The organism is Serratia sp. BFP-2025, from assembly GCF_050880365.1.
Classification (GTDB): Bacteria; Pseudomonadota; Gammaproteobacteria; order Enterobacterales; family Enterobacteriaceae; genus Serratia; species Serratia surfactantfaciens.
The window spans coordinates 2,051,044-2,071,843 of sequence record NZ_JBPAFV010000001.1 but is presented as its reverse complement, the minus strand read 5'-3'; the positions used below and the strand labels follow the sequence as shown (position 1 = coordinate 2,071,843).

Here is a 20,800-nt window from a genome sequence, read left to right as displayed (position 1 = left end):
GGTGTCGGGAGACGTGACGTGAATAATTGGGAAAACATTGAAAAACAGTCGGAGCACCGGTTGGCGCCGCGCGCGAGCTTCTTCAGCTACGCGGACGCCGAGCAGGCGCTGAGCTTCGATCGCAACGCCAGCCGGTGTTTCCAGCTGCTGAGCGGCCGTTGGCGCTTTCGGTTCTTCGATCACCCGGCGCAGGTGCCGGCGGCGTTTTACCGTGAGCCGATGAGCGACTGGGGCGATATGGCGGTGCCGGGCATGTGGCAGTTGGAAGGGCACGGCCACCTGCAGTACACCGACGAGGGCTTCCCGTTCCCGATCGACGTGCCTTACGTGCCGACCAACAACCCGACCGGCGCCTATCAGCGCCACTTTACGCTCGACGCCGGCTGGCGGGATCAGCAAGTGCTGATCAAATTCGACGGCGTGGAAACCTACTTCGAGGTGTACGTCAACGGCCATTATGTCGGCTTTAGCAAGGGCAGCCGACTGTGCGCCGAGTTCGACATCAGCCCCTATGTGCGGCAGGGCGAGAACCTGCTGTCGGTGCGGGTGATGCAGTGGGCCGATTCCACCTACATCGAAGATCAGGACATGTGGTGGATGGCCGGCATCTTCCGCGACGTCTATCTGATCGGCCAGAGCGCCACTCACCTTCACGACCTGACGCTGGTTACCACCTTCGATGAGCGCTACTGCGACGCGCAGTTGGCGATCGACGCCGAGCTGCGTCATCTCGGATCGCCGGCCGCCGAGGGCTGCCGCCTGCAGGCGCAGCTGTTCGACGGCGATCGCTGCGTGGCGGAGCAGTGGCGCGACGATCTGCGCATTGAGCGGGCGCTGAGCTGCCGTTTCGAGCTGCCGGTCAGCCGTCCGCAGCAGTGGAACGCGGAAAATCCCTATCTGTATCAGCTGTTGCTCAGCCTGTATGACGGCACCGGCAACCTGCTGAGCGTGGTGCCGCAGCGGGTGGGCTTCCGCGAGATCGCGGTGCGCGACGGGCTGATGTACGTCAACGGGCGCTACCTCAAGCTGCACGGCGTCAACCGCCACGATCACGATCACCGTAAAGGGCGCGCCGTAGATATGGCGCGGGTGGAACGCGACATCGTGCTGATGAAACAGCACAACATCAACTCGGTACGCACCGCCCACTACCCCAACGATCCGCGTTTTTACGAGCTGTGCGATCTCTATGGCCTGTTTGTGATGGCGGAGACCGATCTGGAGAGTCATGGCTTCGCCAACGTTGGCGATCTGAGCCGCATCACCGACGATCCGCGTTGGGAGCAAGCCTACGTCGAGCGCATCGAGCGCCACGTGGCGGCGCAGAAAAACCACCCGTCGATCATCATCTGGTCGCTCGGCAACGAATCCGGTTACGGCTGCAACATTCGCGCCATGGCCCGGCGCTGCAAGGCGCTCGATCCGACCCGCCTTATCCACTACGAGGAAGACCGCGACGCCGAAGTGACCGACGTGATCAGCACCATGTATTCCCGCGTGGCGATGATGAACGCCTTCGGTGAATACCCGCACCCCAAACCGCGCATTCTGTGCGAATACGCCCACGCCATGGGCAACGGCCCCGGCGGGCTGTTCGAATACCAGTCGGTGTTCAACCGCCACGCCAGCTTGCAGGGGCACTACATCTGGGAATGGTGCGATCACGGTCTGCTGAGCCACGACGAGCAGGGGCGCGAGTGCTACCAGTACGGCGGCGATTACGGCGACTACCCGAACAACTACAACTTCTGCATGGACGGCCTGATCTACCCGGATCAGCGCCCTGGCCCCGGCCTGCGTGAATATCAGCAGGTGCTGTGCCCGGTGGAAGTGACGGCGGAAGAAGGCGCAGGCGACGTGCTGCGGGTGAAAAACCGCTACTGGTTCAGCTCGCTGGCGGACATCACGCTGAAGGTCAGCGTCAAGACCGACGGCCGCCAGGTGGCGAGTTACGAATTCAAGCTGCCGCATCTGCAGCCGGGCGAGAGCGAAGACATGCACCTGCCGGTGCTGGCGCTGGGGCCGGGGGAAACGCTGATCGACGTGGCGGTGCATAAGGACAGCGCCACCCGCTACAGCGAGAGCGGCCAGCGGCTGGGGCATTACCAGCATCTGCGCCAGGCGGCGAAGCGGCTACCGGCTCCACCGGTGGTCGATGCGCCGGCGCTGCAATGCCGCGAGGAAAATCATCAGCTGCTCGTCAGCGGCGGCCGGTTCCAGCTGGTGTTCTCGCTGCTGAGCGGCGAACTGCTGTCGTGGCGGGTAGACGATGAAGAAATAGTGGGACGCGCGCCGCGCATCACCTTCTTCAAACCGGTGATCGATAACCATAAACAGGAATATGAGGGGATTTGGTTGCCGTATCACTTCCCCATCATGCAACAGCATTTCCGCCGCCTTAGCCGACAATGGCAGGGAGACGATTTGCTGATCGAGGTGTACAGCCTGATCGCGCCGCCGGTGTTCGACTTCGGCATGCGCTGCACCTATCGCTGGCGCATCTCTCCGCAGGGCTGCGTCAGCCTGGATCTGGCCGGGGAGCCTTACGGCGATTTCCGGCAGGTGATCCCGAAAATCGGTCTCGATTTCGGCATCAGCCGCCGCTTCGAGCAGGTGGAATACTACGGCCGCGGGCCGGGTGAGAACTACCGCGACAGCTGCCGGGCCAACCTTATCGGCCGCTACCGGCAGCACGCCGATGCGCTGTTCGAACACTATCCGTTCCCGCAGGACAACGGCAATCGGCAGGACGTGCGCTGGCTGAGCCTGCAGGACGCAGCGGGCAAGGAGATCTTCATCCAACCGCGGCGGCCGATCAACTTCAGCCTGTGGCCGTACAGCGCCGAGATGCTGCATCAGGCCCAGCACATCAACGAGCTGGAGCCTGACGATTGCCTAACGCTGAACCTGGACGATCAGGTGCTCGGCCTCGGCTCCAACTCCTGGGGTTCCGAGGTGCTGGACACCCACCGGGTCTATCTGGCGCCGTTCAGCTACGGCTTCACGCTGGTGCCGTTCGACGGCCGGCAAACGGACGGCGCCGCGCTCGCCGGTTATGACTTCGCGCCGGCCCCTCATCACCCGCAGTCTGCGGAGGAAAACGCATGATCATTCTCGAATCCCTGACGGAGTTTCAGCGCATTTATCACAGCGGCAAGAAATGGCTGCGCTGCATGGAGGCGATCGCCAATGTCGATCGCATCAGCCCGAACGTGTGCCATTCGATCGGCGACTCGCTGACGTATCGGCTGAGCGTCGGCGCCGGCCGGCAGCACGGCTGGCTGGAGGGCAACCGCCGCTACTTCGACGTGCACTACTACCTCGAGGGAGAAGAGATCGTCGAAGTCGCCGACAAACGGACGCTGGCGACGGTGGCGCCCTATCAGGACGAAACCGACCGCGAGTTTTTCAGCGGCGAAGGCGAGAGGCGCCGGGTTGGTAAAGGCAACGTGGTGATCTTCGAAAACCACCAGGCTCACCGCTTCAAAGAAAGCGGCAAGGTAAAAAAAGTCATTTTAAAAGTGACGGTGGAAGACAGCTATTTCATCAACAAATAGCGCGACCGCCGATCGATAACAACAAACCGAAGTCCCCTACACCATTCGGAGAATCTCTATGGCTGCGTCGAACAGAAACACCATCGGCAAGTTTGGTCTGCTGTCGATGACGTTTGCGGCAGTGTTCAGTTTCAACAACGTGATCAACAACAATATTCAGCTCGGCATCGCCTCGTCGCCGGTATTCCTGGTGGCGACGATCATTTACTTCATTCCCTTTTGCCTGATCATCGCCGAGTTCGTCTCGCTCAACCGCAACTCCGAGGCTGGCGTCTATGCCTGGGTCAAAAGCGCGCTCGGCGGGCGCTGGGCGTTTATCACCGCCTACACCTACTGGTTCGTGAATCTGTTTTTCTTCACCGCGCTGCTGCCGCGCGTCATCGCCTACGCCTCGTACGCGTTCTTGGGCTATGACTATGTGTTTACCCCGCTGACCACGGCGATCATCAGTATCTTCCTGTTCGCCTTCTCGACCTACATCTCCAACAGCGGCGCGAAACTGCTGGGGCCGATGACCTCCGTCACCTCGTCGCTGATGCTGTTGCTGACGTTTTCCTACATCATCCTGGCGGGCGCGGCGGTGCTGGGCGGCATCGAACCGGCCGATCCGATCAACGTGCAGGCGATGACGCCGAACTTCAACTGGGCGTTCCTCGGCATTACCGCCTGGATCTTCCAGGCGGCGGGCGGGGCGGAATCCGTGGCGGTGTACGTGAACGATGTGAAAGGCGGCAGCCGCGCCTTCGTGAAGGTGATCATCGTTTCCGGGCTGTTCATCGGCGTGCTGTATTCGGTGTCTTCGCTGCTGATCAACGTGTTCGTGCATCGCACCGACCTGCACTTTACCGGCGGCACGGTGCAGGTGTTCGAAGGCCTGTCGGCGCATTTCGGCCTGCCGACGGTGTTGATGAACCGCTTTGTCGGCATCGTCTCCTTCACCGCCATGTTCGGCTCGCTGCTGATGTGGACGGCGGCGCCGGTGAAGATTTTCTTCACCGAGATCCCGAAGGGCATTTTCGGCGAGAAAACCATCCGCCTGAACCGGCACGGCGTGCCGACGCGCGCCGCCTGGATCCAGTTCTTCATCGTCATCCCGCTGATGCTGATCCCGACGTTGGGTTCCAGCAGCGTGCAGGATTTGATGAATACGCTGATCAACATGACCGCCGCTGCTTCGATGCTGCCGCCGTTGTTCATCATGCTGGCCTACCTGAATCTGCGGCTGAAGTACGACCGGGTGGCGCGCGATTTCAAAATGGGCTCGCGCCTGCAGGGCATCGCCATCGTCAGCGTGCTGATCGCCATCTTCACCGTCGGCTTCTTCGCCTCGACGTTCCCGACCGGCGCCAGCATCATGACCATCGTGTTCTATAACGTCGGCGGGCTGGTGGTGTTCCTCGGCTACGCCTGGTGGAAGTACAACCGCTACTCGAAGAGCCTGAACGCCGAAGCGCGCTACCACGAAGACATGCCGCTGGCGCGTCTCGCGCTGGAAGCGCAGGAGGGGGCGCCTGCCGGTCAACCCGCGCTGACCACGCCCGCATGCAATAAACCGCTGTAATTGCTCACCTATCGACTCCGCGCCCCGGCGCGGAGTCTCGCCTTGCGTAAATAATCCTGCCTCTGCGTTTGCATAATACATAAGTGAGTACTAATGTGTTTGTATGAACGAAAATGACATCTTCAAGGCGCTGGCCGATCCGACCCGCCGCAGCATCTTCGACAAACTCGCCGCCGGTAGCATGAACGCCAGCGCGCTGCGCGAAGGGCTGCCCATCAGCCAATCGGCGATGTCGCAACACCTGGCGGTGCTGCGCAACGCCGGGCTGGTGTGCGAGGCGAAGCAGGGGCGCTGCGTCAATTACCAGGTCGACCCGGACGGGCTGGCGCAGATCGCGCAGTGGCTGGCGAAGTACCGCGCTTATTGGCCGGCGCGCATCGAGGCGCTGCAAACCTTGCTGAAGGACATGGATCAATGAACAAACGGGCTGAGCCGCCGCCGCACGACCGGCTGGTGTTGGAATATTCGCTTGATGCGCCGCCGGAAAAAGTGTGGCGGGCGCTCAGCATTCCCGAGCTGCGCGAGCAATGGCTGCCGACCGGCGACCTGGCGCAGGCTGAACCGTTGGCCGCCACGCCGGGCGAGGCGGTGAGCTACCGTCTGCGCGACGACCAACCGCCGTTTCTCGAAAGCGTCGTGACCCTGCAGATTGTGCCGAACGCCGACGGCGGCAGTGTGCTGCGGATTATCCACCAGCCAGACGCCGCCAACGACGGCCCGACAACGGTGATGCGCGCCGCCTGACGCGTTAAACACACTTCCCTTTGTTGCCAACCCAGGAGTTCACCGATGCGTGAGAAGATGATGCTCGTCCCAATGGTGGTGGAACAGACCAGCCGGGGAGAACGTTCCTTTGACATATACTCGCGCCTGCTGCGCGACCGAATCGTGTTTCTCAATGGCGAAGTCAACGACGACGTGGCCGAAATGCTGTGCGCCCAGCTGCTGTTTCTGGAGGCGGAAAATCCGGAAAAACCGATCCACCTGTACATCAACTCGCCGGGCGGGGCGATCACCAGCGGGCTGGCGATTTACGACACCATGCAGTACATCCGCGCGCCGGTGCATACGCTGTGCATGGGCACCGCACGCTCGATGGGCTCGTTCCTGCTGATGGCCGGCGAGCCGGGGCACCGCATGGCGCTGCCTAACGCCAGCCTGCATGTGCACCAGCCGTTGGGCGGCTTTCAGGGGCAGGCGTCCGATATCCTGATCCACGCCGAAGAGATGAAGCGCACCAAAGCTCGGGTGATCCGGCTGTACGCCCAACATTGCGGCCTGAGCGATGAAGCGGTGGAGCAGGCGTTGGATCGCGATCGCTTTATGACCGCCGACGAAGCGGCGGCCTGGGGGCTGATCGATAAGGTGCTGCATGAACGGTGAAGCGACTCAGGGGCTTTCGGCGGGCTGCGGCGTGTGCCAAACCCGTTCAAGCCCGCATTCGACCATCGCGAAATAGAGGCTGAAATAGCGCTCCGCCATGATAAAGAACGAGCTGTTGAGTTCGATCACCACGTTATTGGTGGTGGTCAGCAGGCCGGATTTTTCCGCCGCCTGCAGGATGCGATTCACGTGCGCGCGGGAGACGGAACACGACTTGGCGATTTTCGCCGAGGAGAGCAGCAGAAAGGGGGAGTTCTGCCGGATGCTTTCGATATGCAGCATCAGCAGCACCATGTGGCCGGCGTCTTTGCTGATAAACAGCGCGGATTGCGGCACCAGATCGATCAGGTAGATCTCCTTGAGCATCAGCTGCCCGTAGGCGGCGAAAAAGGCGGGCAGAAAGTCGGGCTCCGCCAGCAGCGCCGCGATGGGCATCTGCGGTGCCAGCGCCTGATAGGGCCGCGCCATCGAGGCGATCAGCGCCTGGGTTTCCGCCAGTGCGTTCGGCGTCGGCCTATAGCGCAGCTGGCGTTTGTCATATTCGCAGGGTTTGACCTCCAGCCGACGGCCGACCCGCAAGAAGAACAGAAAGGAATCCAGAGAATTCTCGCTGATCATATTCTTCCCTTTAAAAAAGGCCTTGATGTCTTTCAACCCGGCGGCGGGCTGGTGGTAATAAATGGACAGGATGGTGGAACAAATAATGAACCGGCTGTTCCTGAAGATGATTTTGTAAAACAGCGGATGTTTTTTGTAGGTCTCTTTCAATAACTCCCCGTGCTTGACGATGGCGGCGTGGAACGCCGGTGACTGTCTGATGATGTTGGCCTGTTTCTCCAGATGAAACTGTAGCTGGAATCTGCTTAGACTCATTTTCCCTATTTCCTGTACTTAAAAAAATGTGCTGCTTTTTATCGTTATGGGTTTGCTGTGTATGGCTTGACGATCTGTTGGCCCTGGTCGTTGATGAGAGTGGCCTGAACGGTGACCTGAGAAGGGAGTGTCGGCGCTGCAACGCCGTCGAGGTGATAATCCCGTATGCTGAACGGCGCGGTCATCATGTCGCTTTCTTGCCGCACCGGGTAATCACGTTTTCCTATGTGTGCGCTTATGCGGGCGAAGGAGAGATAGAACGCAGACCGGTTTTTGCAGCGCAGCAGATAGCCGCCCGGTGATTTTTGCAGCGTGAACGAAACTGCCTCGGCTGCGTTCTCGGCTTTCCCCTGCAGCGCTCTGGGCCGGTAGAAGATCTTCATCTGCGTGTTCATCGCCAGCGTCACGCGCGACGCCAGCGGCGGCGTGGTCGGCGGGTTAGGCGGGATCTCATACAGGTTGAGCCAGAATACCGACTCCCGGTCGGCGGGCAGGTTAGCGCCGGCAAACAGGATGCGCAGCCCTTTCAGCGCCGAAGGCGGCAGGGCGAAAACGCTGGGCAGGGTGACAAACGGCGCGCGGGACAGTTCGGGGGCGGCGTTGACGTCGCCGTTATCGACCCAGGTTTGCGCCACGATCGGATAGCCGTTGGTGTTGAGCAACATCAGGGTTTTTTCCGTGTCGCCTTCGCGGAAAATCACCCGCGTGGCGGAGGCGATGATGCCCGCCTGCGCACCCATGGCCGCCAGCGCCAGCAGCAGGGCGCATCCCATCGTCAGATATTTCTTTCTCATCATTGCACCTTAACCCAAACGTAGGCCCTGGCGTCCACTTTGCCGGCGGTGACGGTTTGTCCGGGCAGCCGGGCGAGCGTGGCGGTGAGCTGGGTGGTGTAGTGGGTAAAGCCCGCCGCGGTGCTGCCGCCGCCGCTGGCGCCGTTGAGCACCGGGTACCAGCCGGCGTCGTTGCCCTGCGGGCATTGCCCGGCGCTGCAGCGCGCCCAGCCGACGAAATTCATCGGCGCGCCGTTGCCGGCGTTGGCGAGCGCGATGCCCACGCCGGTGGCGACGCTGCTGTCGGTGCCGTAGCCGCTGGAGAGCAGGTAGCTCACGCCGCCGTTGGCGCTGACCAGCCCGAGCTGCTGCGCCGCGACATAGCTTTCATACGGCACCTGTAGGCCGAGGGCGGTATTGTTGCTGCTGACGCCGGACACGGCGGCGTTGTCGCATTCGATATTGATAGTGAGCTGCGCCTGTGAGGTTTGCCCGGCGGTCAACTGGCTGACGGAGATGGTCGGCAGGATCACCAGCGGCGTGACGTTGCGCGCCACGCAGGTGGCGGTATAGGTCAATGAGGAGATCGGTGCGGTGCCCATGCCCATCGCGTTCCAGCGCCCGGTGCCCCAGGTGGCGTAGTTGGTGGCGGAATCGCTGCCGATAGGATCCGAAGCGATACCTGGCCCCTGAAAGGTGACATAGCCGTTCGGCTGCGTGCAGGTATAGTTCGAATTGCCGGTGGTCGAGGCCATGCCCACCAGCGGGTTGCCGGCGCTGTAGCCGCAATAGTTGCTGGCGCCCGCGCCCGGCAGCGAGCTGATGCGGATCAGATCGGCGCGGATGGCGCTGAAGTCTTTCACCCGGATCTGAATTTTGCTGCCGACGGTGGCGTAGCGGGTAATCGGCGCCGACTGCCAGTAGCGGGTAAAAACCTTGCCGGAATCCAGATGGGTCAGGCGGATGCCGACGTAAGGGAAGTAGGTGGCGTAGTAGTTGGGGTTGCCGTCCTGGGCGCCCAGATCGTAATAGCCGCCGACGCGATCGTCGCCGTTGGTGGCGAAGACTTCATAGATCTGCCCCGCATCGCTGGCGTCGCATTCATACAGCACTTTGTTGGGATCGGGGTAGCGTGTGCCGGACGTAAGATCGAACACGCTGGTGCCGAGCGGCGTGCCGATGGGCTGCAGGTAAGTGCTGGTCAGGTTGACCCGGCCCAGCGCCGTGCCCACCCCGCAGGGATCGCAACCGGAATCGATCGCGGGAGAAACCCGGGTGCATTGGGCCAGCGCGGCGGGCGCGCCGAACAGCGACAGGGCGAGCAACGCCAGGGCGGCGAGCGGGTAAGCAATGCGTTTCATCGTCTCTCCTGAGAATAAGTTTTACGGGCTAGCGGCACGGGGCGCTGAGCCGCTGAATCGGGCTGTCTTCCCCGGCGGGCAGGCGGTAATGCAGCGTGCATTGCTGGCCGGGCGCGTCGCCCCAGTTCAGCGTCAGTTCGCCGGCGCTCCGATCGCTGCGCAGATACACCTGATTGGCCTGGCCGACCATGCCCACGCTGTTGCCCGCTGGGTCCAACACGTTGGCGCCCATCGGGATCGGCGCGTTATCGGGCCGCTGCGCGGTGATCAGCAGCGCCTGGCCGCGCACGGTGTTGAAGCGCAGGCGCACCGTGGCGCCGGCGTACGGTGCCACGCGCCGCTGGCCGTCTTCCAGCTCCGCTTTGTCGTTCATGCCCTCGGGGTTCAGCGCGACGGTGTTGTAGTGATAGGGCACCAGTGACGGCGCCAGGGCGTAGCCGAAGCGATCGACGCGCGCGCCCTGGCCGTCCATCACCCGTGCGCCGCTGGCGCCGGGCGCTTCGATCAGGGCGAAGGTGTCGCCGACATACGGCCCTAATGTCACGCCGCCGCGGTGCGCCACCACGGCGCCCTGCAGCGACAGGGAACCTTGTCGATACTGGCGCGCGGTGGAGAACGAGCCGGTGACGTTGGCGTAAGGCAGACGGGTTTGCAGGTTGCCGCCCCAGATGCTTTGCTGGCGATCGTCGTCGGTGGTGAAGTTCAGGCCGTAGCTGACCGGCTGTTCGTCGCCGACGCTGCCCGAGAGCGCAGCCTGATAATTGCCGCCCTGACCCTGGCTATGATTGGCCAGCAGCGAGACGCTGGGGGCGGATGATGAGCGCCCGAGCGGGAAGCTCAGCGACAGGGCGGTGACGGTCTGCGCGTTCTGCGCCAGCGGCGCGCTGTAGACGTTATCCAGCGGCCCGTAGCCGCGGTAGTCGCCGTTGCTGTAGCCCAGGCTGCGAGTGCGGGTGACGGAGAGGTTAAGCGCCACGCCGTTGCCGAAGGTTTTTCCCCAGCCCAGTTGGAGCTGATTGTCGCGGCCGCGCTGGTCGCGGTAGTCCTGAGTCGAACCGGACATCGTCAGGCTGCCGAACGCGCCCATGCCCTGATTGACGGCGACCTCGAAACGCGAACGCTGGCGGTAGGAGTCGGACTGCCAGTTTTGACCGGTAACGGCGGCGCGCCGCACGCCGAGCACGTCGCTGAGATCGCGAAAGCCTTCGGTAGAGTAGCGGTAGCCGGCGATGGATAGCGTGGTGTCCGTCGGGCTGAAGGTTCGGCTGTAAGAGAGGTGCAGCATCCAGCCGGAGGCGCCGCCGTCCGGCAGGCTGGCGTGGGAATAGGTGGTATCCATGCCGAAGGCGCCCAGCCAGCTGCTGTACACGCCACCCAGCATTACCGCCTGATAGCCGTCCGCCAGCTGGTTGCCGAGGTTGAAGGTCAGAGCGTTGGTCAGGCCGTGCTGCCAGGTCACTTCGCTGAACAGATCGTTGTCGCCGACGTAGCGGGAACGGCCGACGATCGCGGAGTAGCGCGACTGGCCGGGGCGAATGGATTCCGGCACCGCGGCGAACGGCACGGTGAAGGTGCTGACGCTGCCGTCGGCTTCGGTCACCACCACGGTGAGATCGCCGGCGTAGTTGGTGGCGTACAGATCGTTGATGGCGAACGGCCCCGGCGCCACCGTGGTTTCATACAGCGTGCTTTTGCCCTGCAGCACCGTCACGCGCGCGTTGCTTTTCGCCACGCCGCGCACCACCGGCGCATAGCCGCGCTGGGAATCCGGCAGCATGCGATCGTCCGAGCTGAGCTGAATGCCGCGAAAGCCCAGGCCGGAGAAGAAGTGCCCGTCGGTAAAGCCTTCGCCCAACAGCATTTCGCTGCGCCAGGGCAGGATTGCGCGCTGCACGTAGCGGCGGCTGGTGTCCAGGTGACCGCCGAACTCCCGATCGTAGCGGTAGCTGGACTGCTGGCGGTAGCGCCATAGCCCGAGGTTGAACCCGCCGTTCAGGTTGGCGTAGGTCGAGTCGAGATCGCGGGTTTGCCCCTGCCGGTAGCTGACGTGGTACTGGTTGAGGTTGTAATTGACGAAGGCCATCGATTCGCCGCTGTCCAGGCTGGCGGGGTTGACGCTGCCGCGCGGCCGGCCGTTCAACAGCGCCTGCGGAACGCTGAGATCCAGCCGTAGCCGCGAGATATCGGCGTTCACCGTGATGTCTTTGAGATCCCGGCCGGGCAGCAGGCATTCCGCCTCGGCCGCCGGCGGGTTCTTCAGCCCGAAGCGCGTCAGCTGCGGCCGATCGAAACAGGGCAGCACCTGCTGGCCTGCGCGCACGAAGCGAATTTGGTCGCGCTCGAGAAACTGGCCGTTGAGGTACAGATCGATCTGATAGCTGCCGGGGGCGACGGCGTCCTGCTGGTTGAACTGGCTCAGGGCGCTGTTGCTCAGCACGCTGCCGCGCAGCAGCGCGGGATCGAAGGTATAGCCGTCGGCGGCGGCGCAGCCCAGCGGCAGCGCCAGCAGCGCGCAGCACCAGCGTGCGGGCAGCGGCGTCGCCTTGCGGACATCGAACATGGGAACCTCCCTGTCTGGTTTCAGCGCGCGACGTTCAGGGTGCGCGTGATTTCCACCCCATAGTCATTGATGACGCGCAGTGCGACCTGCCGTACCTCCCCGTTCACCGGCCAATTGGCCTGTGAAAACGGCGGTATCAGATCCGCCTGCGGAATGGCGCTGCGCTTCGCGCCGCTCAGGATGACCGCTTGGCTGACGTTGGCGTAGTAGCCGGTTGGGTTGTCGACGCGCAGCGCGTTGCCGACCTGGCGCAGGCTAAGGCGATCGATGACGTGGTTGGCGTCGCCGGCCAGCCCGGCGGGGCGATAAAACACCTTCAGCCGATTGGTGACCACCAGCAGCAGTTTGTTCTTGTCGTTGTCCGTCTGCCGTACGGCGGGCACCTGCAGGAAGTTAAGGTAGAACAGCGATTCGCGATCGCGCGCCAGCGGCTGACCGACGAACGACAACCGCACCATTTGCCCGCTGTGCGGATTCATGCGGAAGATTTGCGGCGAGGCGACAAAGGGCGCATCGGCGTTTTCCGGCGTGGACTGCGGGTTGTTGATGTCGAGCCAGATCTGCATCAGCGCCGGGACGCCGTCATCGTTGGTGAACTGCAGCGTTTTCTCCCGCGCCTCGGCGGGGTAGATCACGCGGTTGCCGAGCAGCGTTACGCTGGCCAAGGCGTGGGTGGCGGCAAAACTCATCAGGCAAAGCGACAGGGCGGCCCATCGGCGGGCGGAACGGGATATCTGCGGCATAAACGTGAACCGATAAAGGGAGCGAGTCATTCAGCGCCGTCCACTAAGGAACGGCGCTGGCATCAACAGGTATGGCGCCTGACGCCGGCTTATTTGTAGCTAATGGCGAACTGGGCGGTGGCGATCACCGAACCGGCCGCTACGCCGGTGTCTTCCGCGTAGTAGCGGGCCACCAGGTTCTGCGAGGTGGAGGTGGCGTCTTTCGCCAGCGTCATCGCCGACGTGGTGACGGTCGAACCGCTGGCGAACGACAGCGGCGTGGTGGCGTCGCTGTCCAGCAGTTGAATGGACACCTTGGCGGCATCGCCCGCGTTGCCCAGGTTGCCGTTGGTGGTCGGGTTGTTGCCCGCCAGCACGGTTTTGATCGCCGTATCGCTGGTCGCCGCCGCGCAGCCCGTCACGTTAACGGTAAAGGTGGTGTCGCCGGCGGTGGCGCCTTTGGTGGCGAGTTTGCTGGCGGCGACGGTCGGCAGCAGCACTACCGGGTTGGATTGGTTGCCGTTAATATTCACCGAACAGGTTTGCGTGCTGACTTCGCCTTTGAATTGCACCGTATTGGACGAGGCGGCCGCACAGGCGCCGGAGAGAGCCAGCAGGGATAATGCGACTAATTTAACATTCATGTGAAATGCCCTTTAATTAACTTTAGATAAAAGCTTTCCTGACAGTAATAAATTACTGACGTGCGGTTGTGGGTTAATCATGTTGCGCAATTGTTTTTTAAACGCGTCGGCAAACATGGATTTTCATCCTAACAAACTAAGAATTTTCCCTATAGGTGTTTTCCGCATGGTAATAAGGCGGTGGTGTGGGTTGTTACATTTATTTTCATTTTTGCTTATATCATACAAAATGGAAAATAGATCTATATCATTGCGTTGCGTTTTTATTGGATCGCCGGATTTTGTGATGGAAATAATTTGAAACATTCATGCCTTTTTTGCGGATTAATCAACGTACTGGCGGTTGCGTGATTATTTGAAAAACATGTTATCAAGATGTTTTTTATTGGTGTGCTTTGCCGGCGAATTACCCCAAAAAAGAACGGCGACAAGTCGCCTGAGGTGTGGAAGCATGCTGCCATGCTGATAAGGAGAATTAAAGTGAGAGTGATTTATATCGACGGCTCGCCGCTGTGCCGGCTGGGAATGAAGGCATTATTGGGCGGCGGGGTGATAACCTTATCCTCGCCAGATATTAACATCGTTAAAAATATAAGCCCGGCGCCTGATTTAATTATCATGGACTTTCCCCATGAGATTTACCGGTTCGAAGCCTATTTGAAATTCATTAATTATACCCGCCGTGAATATAACGGCGTGAGATTACTGTTCTTCGTCGATAAGACTTCGCCGCTGATTCTGGCGTTTATCGCTGCGGCGCAGCCGGATGCGATTTTGCACAAACGGGAAGCGTTGCAGATGGTGCGAGAGACTTGCACGGCGCTGGTCCGCCGTGAGGAGGAAGGTGAGCGGCGCGTGATGAACCGGCATCGGGCGGCGGCGATCACGCCTGGCGAGGCGGCGGTGCTGTGTGAAACCGCCCGTACGGAAGATATCCGCCTGACCGCGCGGCGGCTAAACCTGCATCCGAAAACCGTTTATTCGCACCTCAATAACGCCGGCAAAAAGTTCGGCATTCGCAATCGGGTGGAACTGTTGAAGATGATTGCGCTGCTGTAGCGCCGTTATCGGGCCTGGCCGACGGCCAGCCGCCATCGCGTGATCTCATCGGCGCCGGGCCCGGCCGCCAGCGCCAGGCTTTGCGGCGGCAGCGATTCGCCGGTCACGGCATCCACTACGCGCAGGGTGGCGGGGTGGCCGGTCATGCGGTCGACCACGCGCAGCGGCGGCCCGGCCAGCTCGGACAGATTCCACTTGTCGCCAATCTGAATCATCGCCATCACCAGCAGCCCGAGATCTTTTCCCTTCTCCGTCGGCAGATACTCATAGCGATCGGGGCGGGTCTGGTATTGCCGCTTTTCGATAAGGCCTTCGCTTTCCAGCGCTTTGAGCCGATTGGCCAGCGTACTGTTGGTGATGCCGGTCGACTGGCGCAGATCGTCATAACGCGAGAGCCCCAGCAGCAGATCGCGCATGAGGATAGCGCCCCAGCGATCGCCCAACGCCGACAGCACGTGGGCCACCGAACACGTCATGCCTTCAAAATCTTTTGCCTTCATCCTGTTGTGCCTCTGCTTGCCACCGGAATGCCGATAATTTTATCGCCTTCGCTTGATAACTTCAATAATTGGAGTTATTACTCTAATTATTGGAGTTAATGTTTTAAACCGGCTACCGATCAAAGCGGTTGCTGATAGCCCACGCCCACACCGAGGAGATAACGCGATGCCACTGTGGCAGATCTACCACCCCGAACCGGCCTTCAGCGCTGCCGATAAACGCGCGATTGCGCAGCAGGTCACCGCCCTGTACCAGGACTTTTTGCCGCGTTTCTACGTCAACGTCTTCTTCCATGCGTTGCCGACAGGTTCGGCCTATCTCGGCGGCGAACCGGCCGATGACTTCGTGCGGGTGACCATCGACCATATCGCGCGCGCCATGGACAACGACGCGGAGCAGCAGCAATTTCTGGCGGCCTGCACCCGCATCCTGCAACCCTACATCGCCGCACGCGGGCTGCGCTGGGAGCTGCATGTGGACGAAACGCCGTTCTCGCTGTGGACTATCGAAGGTTTAAAACCGCCGGTACCGGGGACGGCGGCGGGAGAGCGGTGGCGCAAGGAGAACCGGCCTTCGGTGTGGGAGGGTAGCGGCGCTGGCGGAATATCCGATGCTTAAAGGCGACAATGAGTGCCGGGTTATTATCTCGCTTAAACAGAAGCGGCATCACCGCGTGGGGGCTGTGAGAGTAACCCGGCAGGCCTCATAGGTTATGTTGTACATCGGCTATGAATGCATTAACGATGGCGGATTTTTCATTCTTGCGATAGATGAAAAAAACCTCAGTTGCGTTATCGACGGCGGGGATCGGCCTGTAGGTGATGTTAGGCAGTTTGATTGAGGATAGCGTTGAGGGAACGATGGCGATGCCCAGGCCGGAGGCCACCATGGCGAGCACGCTTAAGGTGCTGTCCAACCGATAGGCCACCTTGATGTCTTCTTCAATAATGGCGTTCAGGATACGAAGCTGGCCATCGTCTCCGCTGTTTTCCGAGTAGATGATAAAGTCTCGTCCAGAGAGGTCTTCCTTGTTCAAGGCCTCTTTTTTCGCCAGATCGGAGTCTTCCTGAATCACGACAACCCAGTCAAATTTTTTTATGGCTATAAAGCCGAGCTCCGGTGGGATGTTGAGATCCAGATTGGGGCAGTAGCTGACGTCGATATTTCCGTTGACGATCTCATCGATTTGTTTCCAGTAAGACATCTCTTTGGCGCGGAAGTTTACGCCGGGATGCTCTGCTTTAAATCGATGAATATCGGCGGTGACTAATCCTGCCGCCACGGCATTGCCGACAAATCCGATGCGCACATTGCCATTCTCACCTTTCGCCGCCGCTTTGGTTTCGTCAAGCGTGCTTTTTATTTTTTCATAAATATCCGGCGCATTCTTTAAAAATATCTCTCCCACTTCGGTGAGTTCTACATTGCGGTTGTTACGAATAAAAAGTGGTGCGCCAATCTCTTCTTCCAGCGCTTTTATCTGCATGCTGAAAGCCGACTGCGTAATATGAATGCGTTTGGCCGCTTTGCCAAAGTGTTTTTCTTCAACGAGGGCCAGGAATGCCTGGATATGGCGAAAATTCATGGATTAGATTCCTGTATCAGTCGTTCAAAAAAATGAATTGGATATATAGTGCCCATGAAAATACCCTCTAATAGAACTCGCGTTAAAGTGTAGGTTATTTCTGAAATGCGGGCTAGTCAACAACACTCAGCGTGTTGCTATATGTTTCCAACGAACAAATATATATAGTGGAGGCGCTAAATGAATTCATTAGCCAGAATCGATGTTCATACTCACCTGGTTCCGCCCTTTTGGGGCAGTGCGCTGCCGAGCCACGGCGGCGATCCGTCCGGATGGACCTTGCCCAAATGGACGGCGGACGACCATCTGCGCTATATGGACAGACAGCAAATAGCGACCAGCGTCTTGTCGTTAACCGCGCCAAGCGTGGTTGGCTGGGAAGGCCAGGCGCGCCGCGATATGGCCAGGAAAGTCAATGAATATACGGCGGATCTGGTGGCGAAATACCCCACGAGGTTTGGCAACTTCGCGACTGTGCCGTTGCCGGACGTTGAGGGGGCGGTGCGTGAAGTTGAGTATGCACTGGATGTGCTGAAAGCCGATGGCGTGGTGTTATTAACCAACTATGAAGGGGTTTATTTAGGGGATAAAAAGTGGGCTCCGCTTTGGGCGGCGCTTAACCAACGCTCTGCCGTTGTTTTCATTCACCCTGGTCATCCCATCATGGATTTGCTGGATGGCGTTCCTGGCCCCTTGGTTGATTATCCGTTTGATACTACCCGCAATGCCGTCCATATGGTGCTGAACGGCGTTATGGACAATTATCCTGACGTGAAAATTATTCTTTCGCATGCCGGCGGCTTCCTGCCTTATGCCGCTTTGCGTTTTACATTGCTGGCGGAGTCGCTTAATCCAAATGGGCCGTCAGCTCAGGAATTGAACGATAAGTTTAAGCGTTTTTATTTTGATACCGCATTGTCTTCCGGCCCGAATGCATTCTCCAGCCTGCTGACCTTTGCGAATCATAATAATATTCTGTTCGGCAGCGATTATCCTTATGCACCGGAGTCCGTCGCCGCTAAGTTTAATCATATTCTCGACGCCGAAACAAACCTGACTGATGCGCAAAAAGCAAGCTTCAACCGAAATAACGGTCTGGCGCTTTTCGCGCGGTTAAATAAATAAGGGTTTCTGCTGGGACGATGCCGCACTGCTTTAAGCGCTGGCGGGTTCCTTGCCGAGAATAAAAAATCCACGCCGAAGCGTGGATTTTTCCGTTTCCGGCAGCGGAGAGAAACGCTGCGGGGAAGGGCTTAGACGTTGAACAGGAAGTTCATCACGTCGCCGTCTTTGACGATGTAGTCTTTACCTTCGGAGCGCATTTTGCCGGCTTCTTTGGCGCCTTGCTCACCCTTGTAGGTGATGAAGTCGTCAAAAGCGATGGTTTGCGCGCGGATAAAGCCTTTCTCGAAGTCGGTGTGGATCTTGCCGGCCGCCTGCGGGGCGGTGGCGCCGACCGGGATGGTCCAGGCGCGCACTTCTTTCACGCCGGCGGTGAAGTAGGTCTGCAGGTTCAGCAGCTCGTAACCGGCGCGGATCACGCGGTTCAGGCCCGGCTCTTCCAGGCCCAGCTCGGCCATGAACTCGTCGCGCTCTTCGTCTTCCAGCTCGGCGATGTCGGATTCCACGGCGGCGCACACGGCAACTACCACGGAGCCTTCGGCGTCGGCGATTTTACGCACGGTGTCCAGGTACGGGTTGTTCTCGAAGCCGTCTTCGTTGACGTTGGCGATGTACATGGTCGGCTTCAGCGTCAGGAAGCTCAGGTATTTGATCGCCGCCTTGTCTTCTGCGGTCAGGTCCAGCGCGCGCAGCATGCCGGCGTTTTCCAGGTGCGGCAGGCATTTCTCCAGCGCCGCCAGCTCGGCCTTGGCGTCTTTGTCGCCGCCTTTGGCTTTCTTCTGCACGCGGTGGATGGCGCGCTCGCAGGTGTCCAGGTCAGACAGTGCCAGCTCGGTGTTGATCACGTCGATATCTTCGGCCGGATCGACCTTGTTGTTGACGTGGATGATGTTGTCGTTCTCGAAGCAGCGCACCACGTGGCCGATGGCTTCGGTTTCGCGGATGTTGGTCAGGAACTGGTTGCCCAGGCCTTCACCTTTAGACGCGCCTTTCACCAGGCCGGCGATGTCGACGAATTCCATGGTAGTTGGCAGAATGCGCTGCGGCTTGACGATCTCGGCCAGCTTATCCAGACGCGGATCGGGCATCGGCACCACACCGGTGTTCGGTTCAATGGTGCAGAACGGGAAGTTGGCTGCTTCAATGCCCGCTTTGGTCAACGCGTTGAACAGGGTGGATTTGCCTACGTTAGGCAGGCCGACGATACCGCATTTGAATCCCATGTTGTAATCACCTTAAATATCTTAACTATTAGTCGGTTAGGTTTAATCGACTGCATAAAGGGCAAAATAATGCCGCCATTATACACGTAATGGGCGTTTATCTCGATCAGACTTGCTTGGCCGGGGCGAACGCAGCGCGGGCGGCCGGTTTTTATTTGAGATTTGGATCACATTTACCCATACTGGCCATTCCGATTAACCGACAGGAAACGCGCCGGATGTATTTCTTGCCTACGCCACCCTGAGTTGTGCCCGCCTGCAGTCTGCCGCCCCTTGCGGCTCCCCATACCCGCTACGCGGGGAGATGATGTCATCTGTCATAAGTGAATAATGCATGTTTAATCTGAGTAACGTCAGGATCGCGGACGTTAAAAATGAAGTCCTGGCGGGCTTTGTGGTGGCGGTTTCGATGATCCCCGAGGCGGTCGGCTTTTCGCTGGTCGCCGGTCTTTCGCCGATCGTCGGTTTGCACACCGCGTTTATTATCGGCCTGGTCACGGCGCTGTTCGGCGGCAAGCCGGGCATGGTCTCCGGTGCCGCCGGCTCCATTGTGGTGGTGCTGATGAGTCTGGCGGCGCAGTACGGCATGGGTTACGTGCTGTGGGCCACGCTGTTCGCCGGGGCGATTCAAATCCTGATCGGCGCCTTCCGGCTGGGCAAGTTCATTCGTCTGGTGCCGCTGCCGGCGATCCACGGCTTCGTCAACGGTCTGGCGATCGTCATCATGTTGGCGCAGCTGAAGATGATCGCCGGGCAGGGGCCGCTGATGTACGGCCTGGTGGCGCTGGCAATTGCGGTGGTGGTGCTGTTCCCGCGCCTGACCAAAGCCATTCCGTCTTCGCTGGCGGCGCTGCTGGTGGTCTCGGCGTTGGCAATCGGTCTCAATCTGCACACGCTGCGGGTGGGCGATCTGGCGGACATTTCCGGCGCGCTGCCGCACTTCAGCCTGCCGACGGCGCCGTTCACCCTGGAGATGGTGCGGGTAGTGCTGCCCTACGCGGTGGTGATCGCCCTGGTCGGTTTGATTGAATCGCTGCTGACCATGACGGTGCTGGATGAAATGGGCGGCAAGAAGGGGAACGGCAACCGCGAGAGCATCGCACAGGGTGCCGGTAACGCGGTATGCGGCCTGTTCGGCTGCTTCGCCGGCTGCGCGATGATCGGCCAGTCGATCATCAACTTCACCTCGGGCGGGCGCGGGCGCATTTCCGGCACGGTGGGCGCCATTCTGTTGATTCTGTTCGTGGTCAGCCTGTCGCGCTATATCGGCCTGTTGCCGGTGGCGGCGCTGGCGGGGGTGATGCTGGTGGTGTGTTACAACACCTTCGAGTGGAGCTCGCTGCGCCGTTTGCGCCGCATGCCGAAAGCCGATGCGCTGGTAATGATCATCGTCACGCTGATCACCATCTTTACCGATCTGGCGGTGGCGGTGATCAGCGGGGTGATTATCTCGGCGCTGGTGTTCGCCTGGCAGCAAGCGCGCATCCGCGTGCGCCAGCGGCAGGTGGCGGGCGACGTGGCGGTGTATCAACTGGATGGCCCGCTGTTCTTCGGCTCCGCCGCCGCTTTCGCCGAGCTGTTCGATCCGCAGAGCGATGCGCAGAATGTGGTGCTGGATTTTGCCGGCACCCGGGTGATGGATTCCAGCGGCGTAGAGGCTATCGATAAGCTGACGGCGCGTTATCTGGCGGCGGGAAAAAGCATCCGCCTGCGCCACCTGAGCGGTGACTGCGTGCGCTTGCTTAAGCGCGCCGGGCCGTTCTGCAGCCATGAGCTGGACGATCCGCAGTATTACGTGGCGGAAGAGGGTTTCACCGCCGACGATCGCCGGGTGGGAGAGGAAACCTTCAACCCGCGCGGCTAAAAGCAGGCAGCG

At 60.2% G+C, this 20,800-nt stretch carries 19 protein-coding genes; 10 read left to right on the top strand and 9 right to left on the bottom strand.

The window, feature by feature from the left end; genetic code table 11:
* Window positions 1-18: 18 nt before the first annotated feature.
* The 6 genes from ebgA to ACRAWE_RS09720 all read left to right on the top strand — a co-directional run bounded on the left by ebgA (window position 19) and on the right by ACRAWE_RS09720 (window position 6,501).
* Window positions 19-3,108, top strand: a complete 3,090-nt coding sequence (gene ebgA, locus ACRAWE_RS09745; RefSeq protein ID WP_432525291.1) for a beta-galactosidase subunit alpha — start codon at window positions 19-21, stop codon at window positions 3,106-3,108.
* Entirely contained in the window at window positions 3,105-3,557 is a 453-nt protein-coding gene (locus ACRAWE_RS09740) for a beta-galactosidase subunit beta (protein ID WP_019454755.1), read from the top strand. Before ebgA ends, ACRAWE_RS09740 begins: the two co-directional genes overlap by 4 nt.
* A gap of 58 nt (window positions 3,558-3,615) precedes the next feature.
* A complete protein-coding gene (locus tag ACRAWE_RS09735; RefSeq protein ID WP_019454756.1) occupies window positions 3,616-5,118 on the top strand; it encodes an amino acid permease in 1,503 nt (500 codons plus the stop codon).
* A 103-nt stretch (window positions 5,119-5,221) separates the two neighbouring features.
* On the top strand, window positions 5,222-5,536 hold the full coding sequence (locus ACRAWE_RS09730) for an ArsR/SmtB family transcription factor (RefSeq protein ID WP_063919232.1): 315 nt from the start codon (window positions 5,222-5,224) through the stop codon (window positions 5,534-5,536).
* Window positions 5,533-5,862 (top strand): SRPBCC family protein, encoded by a 330-nt coding sequence (locus tag ACRAWE_RS09725; RefSeq protein ID WP_019454758.1) that lies wholly within the window; start codon window positions 5,533-5,535, stop codon window positions 5,860-5,862. Before ACRAWE_RS09730 ends, ACRAWE_RS09725 begins: the two co-directional genes overlap by 4 nt.
* Window positions 5,863-5,907: 45 nt before the next feature.
* On the top strand, window positions 5,908-6,501 hold the full coding sequence (locus ACRAWE_RS09720; protein ID WP_019454759.1) for an ATP-dependent Clp protease proteolytic subunit: 594 nt from the start codon (window positions 5,908-5,910) through the stop codon (window positions 6,499-6,501).
* A gap of 6 nt (window positions 6,502-6,507) precedes the next feature.
* Here ACRAWE_RS09720 and ACRAWE_RS09715 read toward each other — a convergent pair whose 3' ends face one another.
* The 6 genes from ACRAWE_RS09715 to ACRAWE_RS09690 all read right to left on the bottom strand — a co-directional run bounded on the left by ACRAWE_RS09715 (window position 6,508) and on the right by ACRAWE_RS09690 (window position 13,434).
* A complete protein-coding gene (locus tag ACRAWE_RS09715) occupies window positions 6,508-7,374 on the bottom strand; it encodes a hypothetical protein (protein WP_063919235.1) in 867 nt (288 codons plus the stop codon).
* A gap of 44 nt (window positions 7,375-7,418) precedes the next feature.
* Window positions 7,419-8,168: a fimbrial biogenesis chaperone gene (locus ACRAWE_RS09710; RefSeq protein WP_211129514.1), complete on the bottom strand. Its 750-nt coding sequence runs from the start codon at window positions 8,166-8,168 to the stop codon at window positions 7,419-7,421.
* On the bottom strand, window positions 8,168-9,508 hold the full coding sequence (locus ACRAWE_RS09705; protein ID WP_211129515.1) for a fimbrial protein: 1,341 nt from the start codon (window positions 9,506-9,508) through the stop codon (window positions 8,168-8,170). The genes ACRAWE_RS09710 and ACRAWE_RS09705 overlap by 1 nt, the downstream gene beginning before the upstream one ends.
* A gap of 28 nt (window positions 9,509-9,536) precedes the next feature.
* Entirely contained in the window at window positions 9,537-12,068 is a 2,532-nt protein-coding gene (locus tag ACRAWE_RS09700) for a fimbria/pilus outer membrane usher protein (RefSeq protein WP_432525290.1), read from the bottom strand.
* Between the two features lie 20 nt (window positions 12,069-12,088).
* Window positions 12,089-12,811: a fimbrial biogenesis chaperone gene (locus ACRAWE_RS09695; protein ID WP_019454764.1), complete on the bottom strand. Its 723-nt coding sequence runs from the start codon at window positions 12,809-12,811 to the stop codon at window positions 12,089-12,091.
* Window positions 12,812-12,900: 89 nt separating this feature from the next.
* Window positions 12,901-13,434 carry a fimbrial protein gene (locus tag ACRAWE_RS09690; protein ID WP_019454765.1) on the bottom strand — a complete coding sequence of 178 codons (534 nt, stop codon included), beginning with the start codon at window positions 13,432-13,434 and terminating at the stop codon, window positions 12,901-12,903.
* A 657-nt stretch (window positions 13,435-14,091) separates the two neighbouring features.
* Here ACRAWE_RS09690 and ACRAWE_RS09685 point away from each other — a divergent pair.
* Entirely contained in the window at window positions 14,092-14,493 is a 402-nt protein-coding gene (locus tag ACRAWE_RS09685) for a helix-turn-helix transcriptional regulator (protein ID WP_244889067.1), read from the top strand.
* 5 nt (window positions 14,494-14,498) lie between these two features.
* Here ACRAWE_RS09685 and ACRAWE_RS09680 read toward each other — a convergent pair whose 3' ends face one another.
* Entirely contained in the window at window positions 14,499-14,993 is a 495-nt protein-coding gene (locus tag ACRAWE_RS09680; protein WP_063919239.1) for a winged helix-turn-helix transcriptional regulator, read from the bottom strand.
* 166 nt (window positions 14,994-15,159) lie between these two features.
* On the opposite strand from ACRAWE_RS09680, the gene ACRAWE_RS09675 reads away from it, so the two are divergent.
* The gene (locus tag ACRAWE_RS09675; RefSeq protein ID WP_432525289.1) at window positions 15,160-15,612 is read left to right on the top strand and encodes a tautomerase family protein; all 453 of its coding nucleotides are present in this window, start codon (window positions 15,160-15,162) and stop codon (window positions 15,610-15,612) included.
* An 85-nt stretch (window positions 15,613-15,697) separates the two neighbouring features.
* On the opposite strand, the gene ACRAWE_RS09670 is transcribed toward ACRAWE_RS09675, so the two are convergent.
* Window positions 15,698-16,579 (bottom strand): LysR family transcriptional regulator, encoded by an 882-nt coding sequence (locus ACRAWE_RS09670; protein WP_432525288.1) that lies wholly within the window; start codon window positions 16,577-16,579, stop codon window positions 15,698-15,700.
* Between the two features lie 180 nt (window positions 16,580-16,759).
* Here ACRAWE_RS09670 and ACRAWE_RS09665 point away from each other — a divergent pair, with 180 nt between their 5' ends.
* Window positions 16,760-17,704: an amidohydrolase family protein gene (locus tag ACRAWE_RS09665; protein ID WP_154746994.1), complete on the top strand. Its 945-nt coding sequence runs from the start codon at window positions 16,760-16,762 to the stop codon at window positions 17,702-17,704.
* 128 nt (window positions 17,705-17,832) lie between these two features.
* Here the strand turns inward: ACRAWE_RS09665 and ychF are convergent, their stop codons facing one another.
* The gene (gene ychF, locus ACRAWE_RS09660) at window positions 17,833-18,924 is read right to left on the bottom strand and encodes a redox-regulated ATPase YchF (RefSeq protein ID WP_004941048.1); all 1,092 of its coding nucleotides are present in this window, start codon (window positions 18,922-18,924) and stop codon (window positions 17,833-17,835) included.
* 334 nt (window positions 18,925-19,258) lie between these two features.
* Between ychF and ACRAWE_RS09655 the strand changes: the two genes are divergently transcribed.
* Window positions 19,259-20,788, top strand: coding sequence for a SulP family inorganic anion transporter (locus ACRAWE_RS09655; protein WP_019454771.1), 1,530 nt, complete (start codon window positions 19,259-19,261; stop codon window positions 20,786-20,788).
* Window positions 20,789-20,800 lie beyond the last annotated feature (12 nt).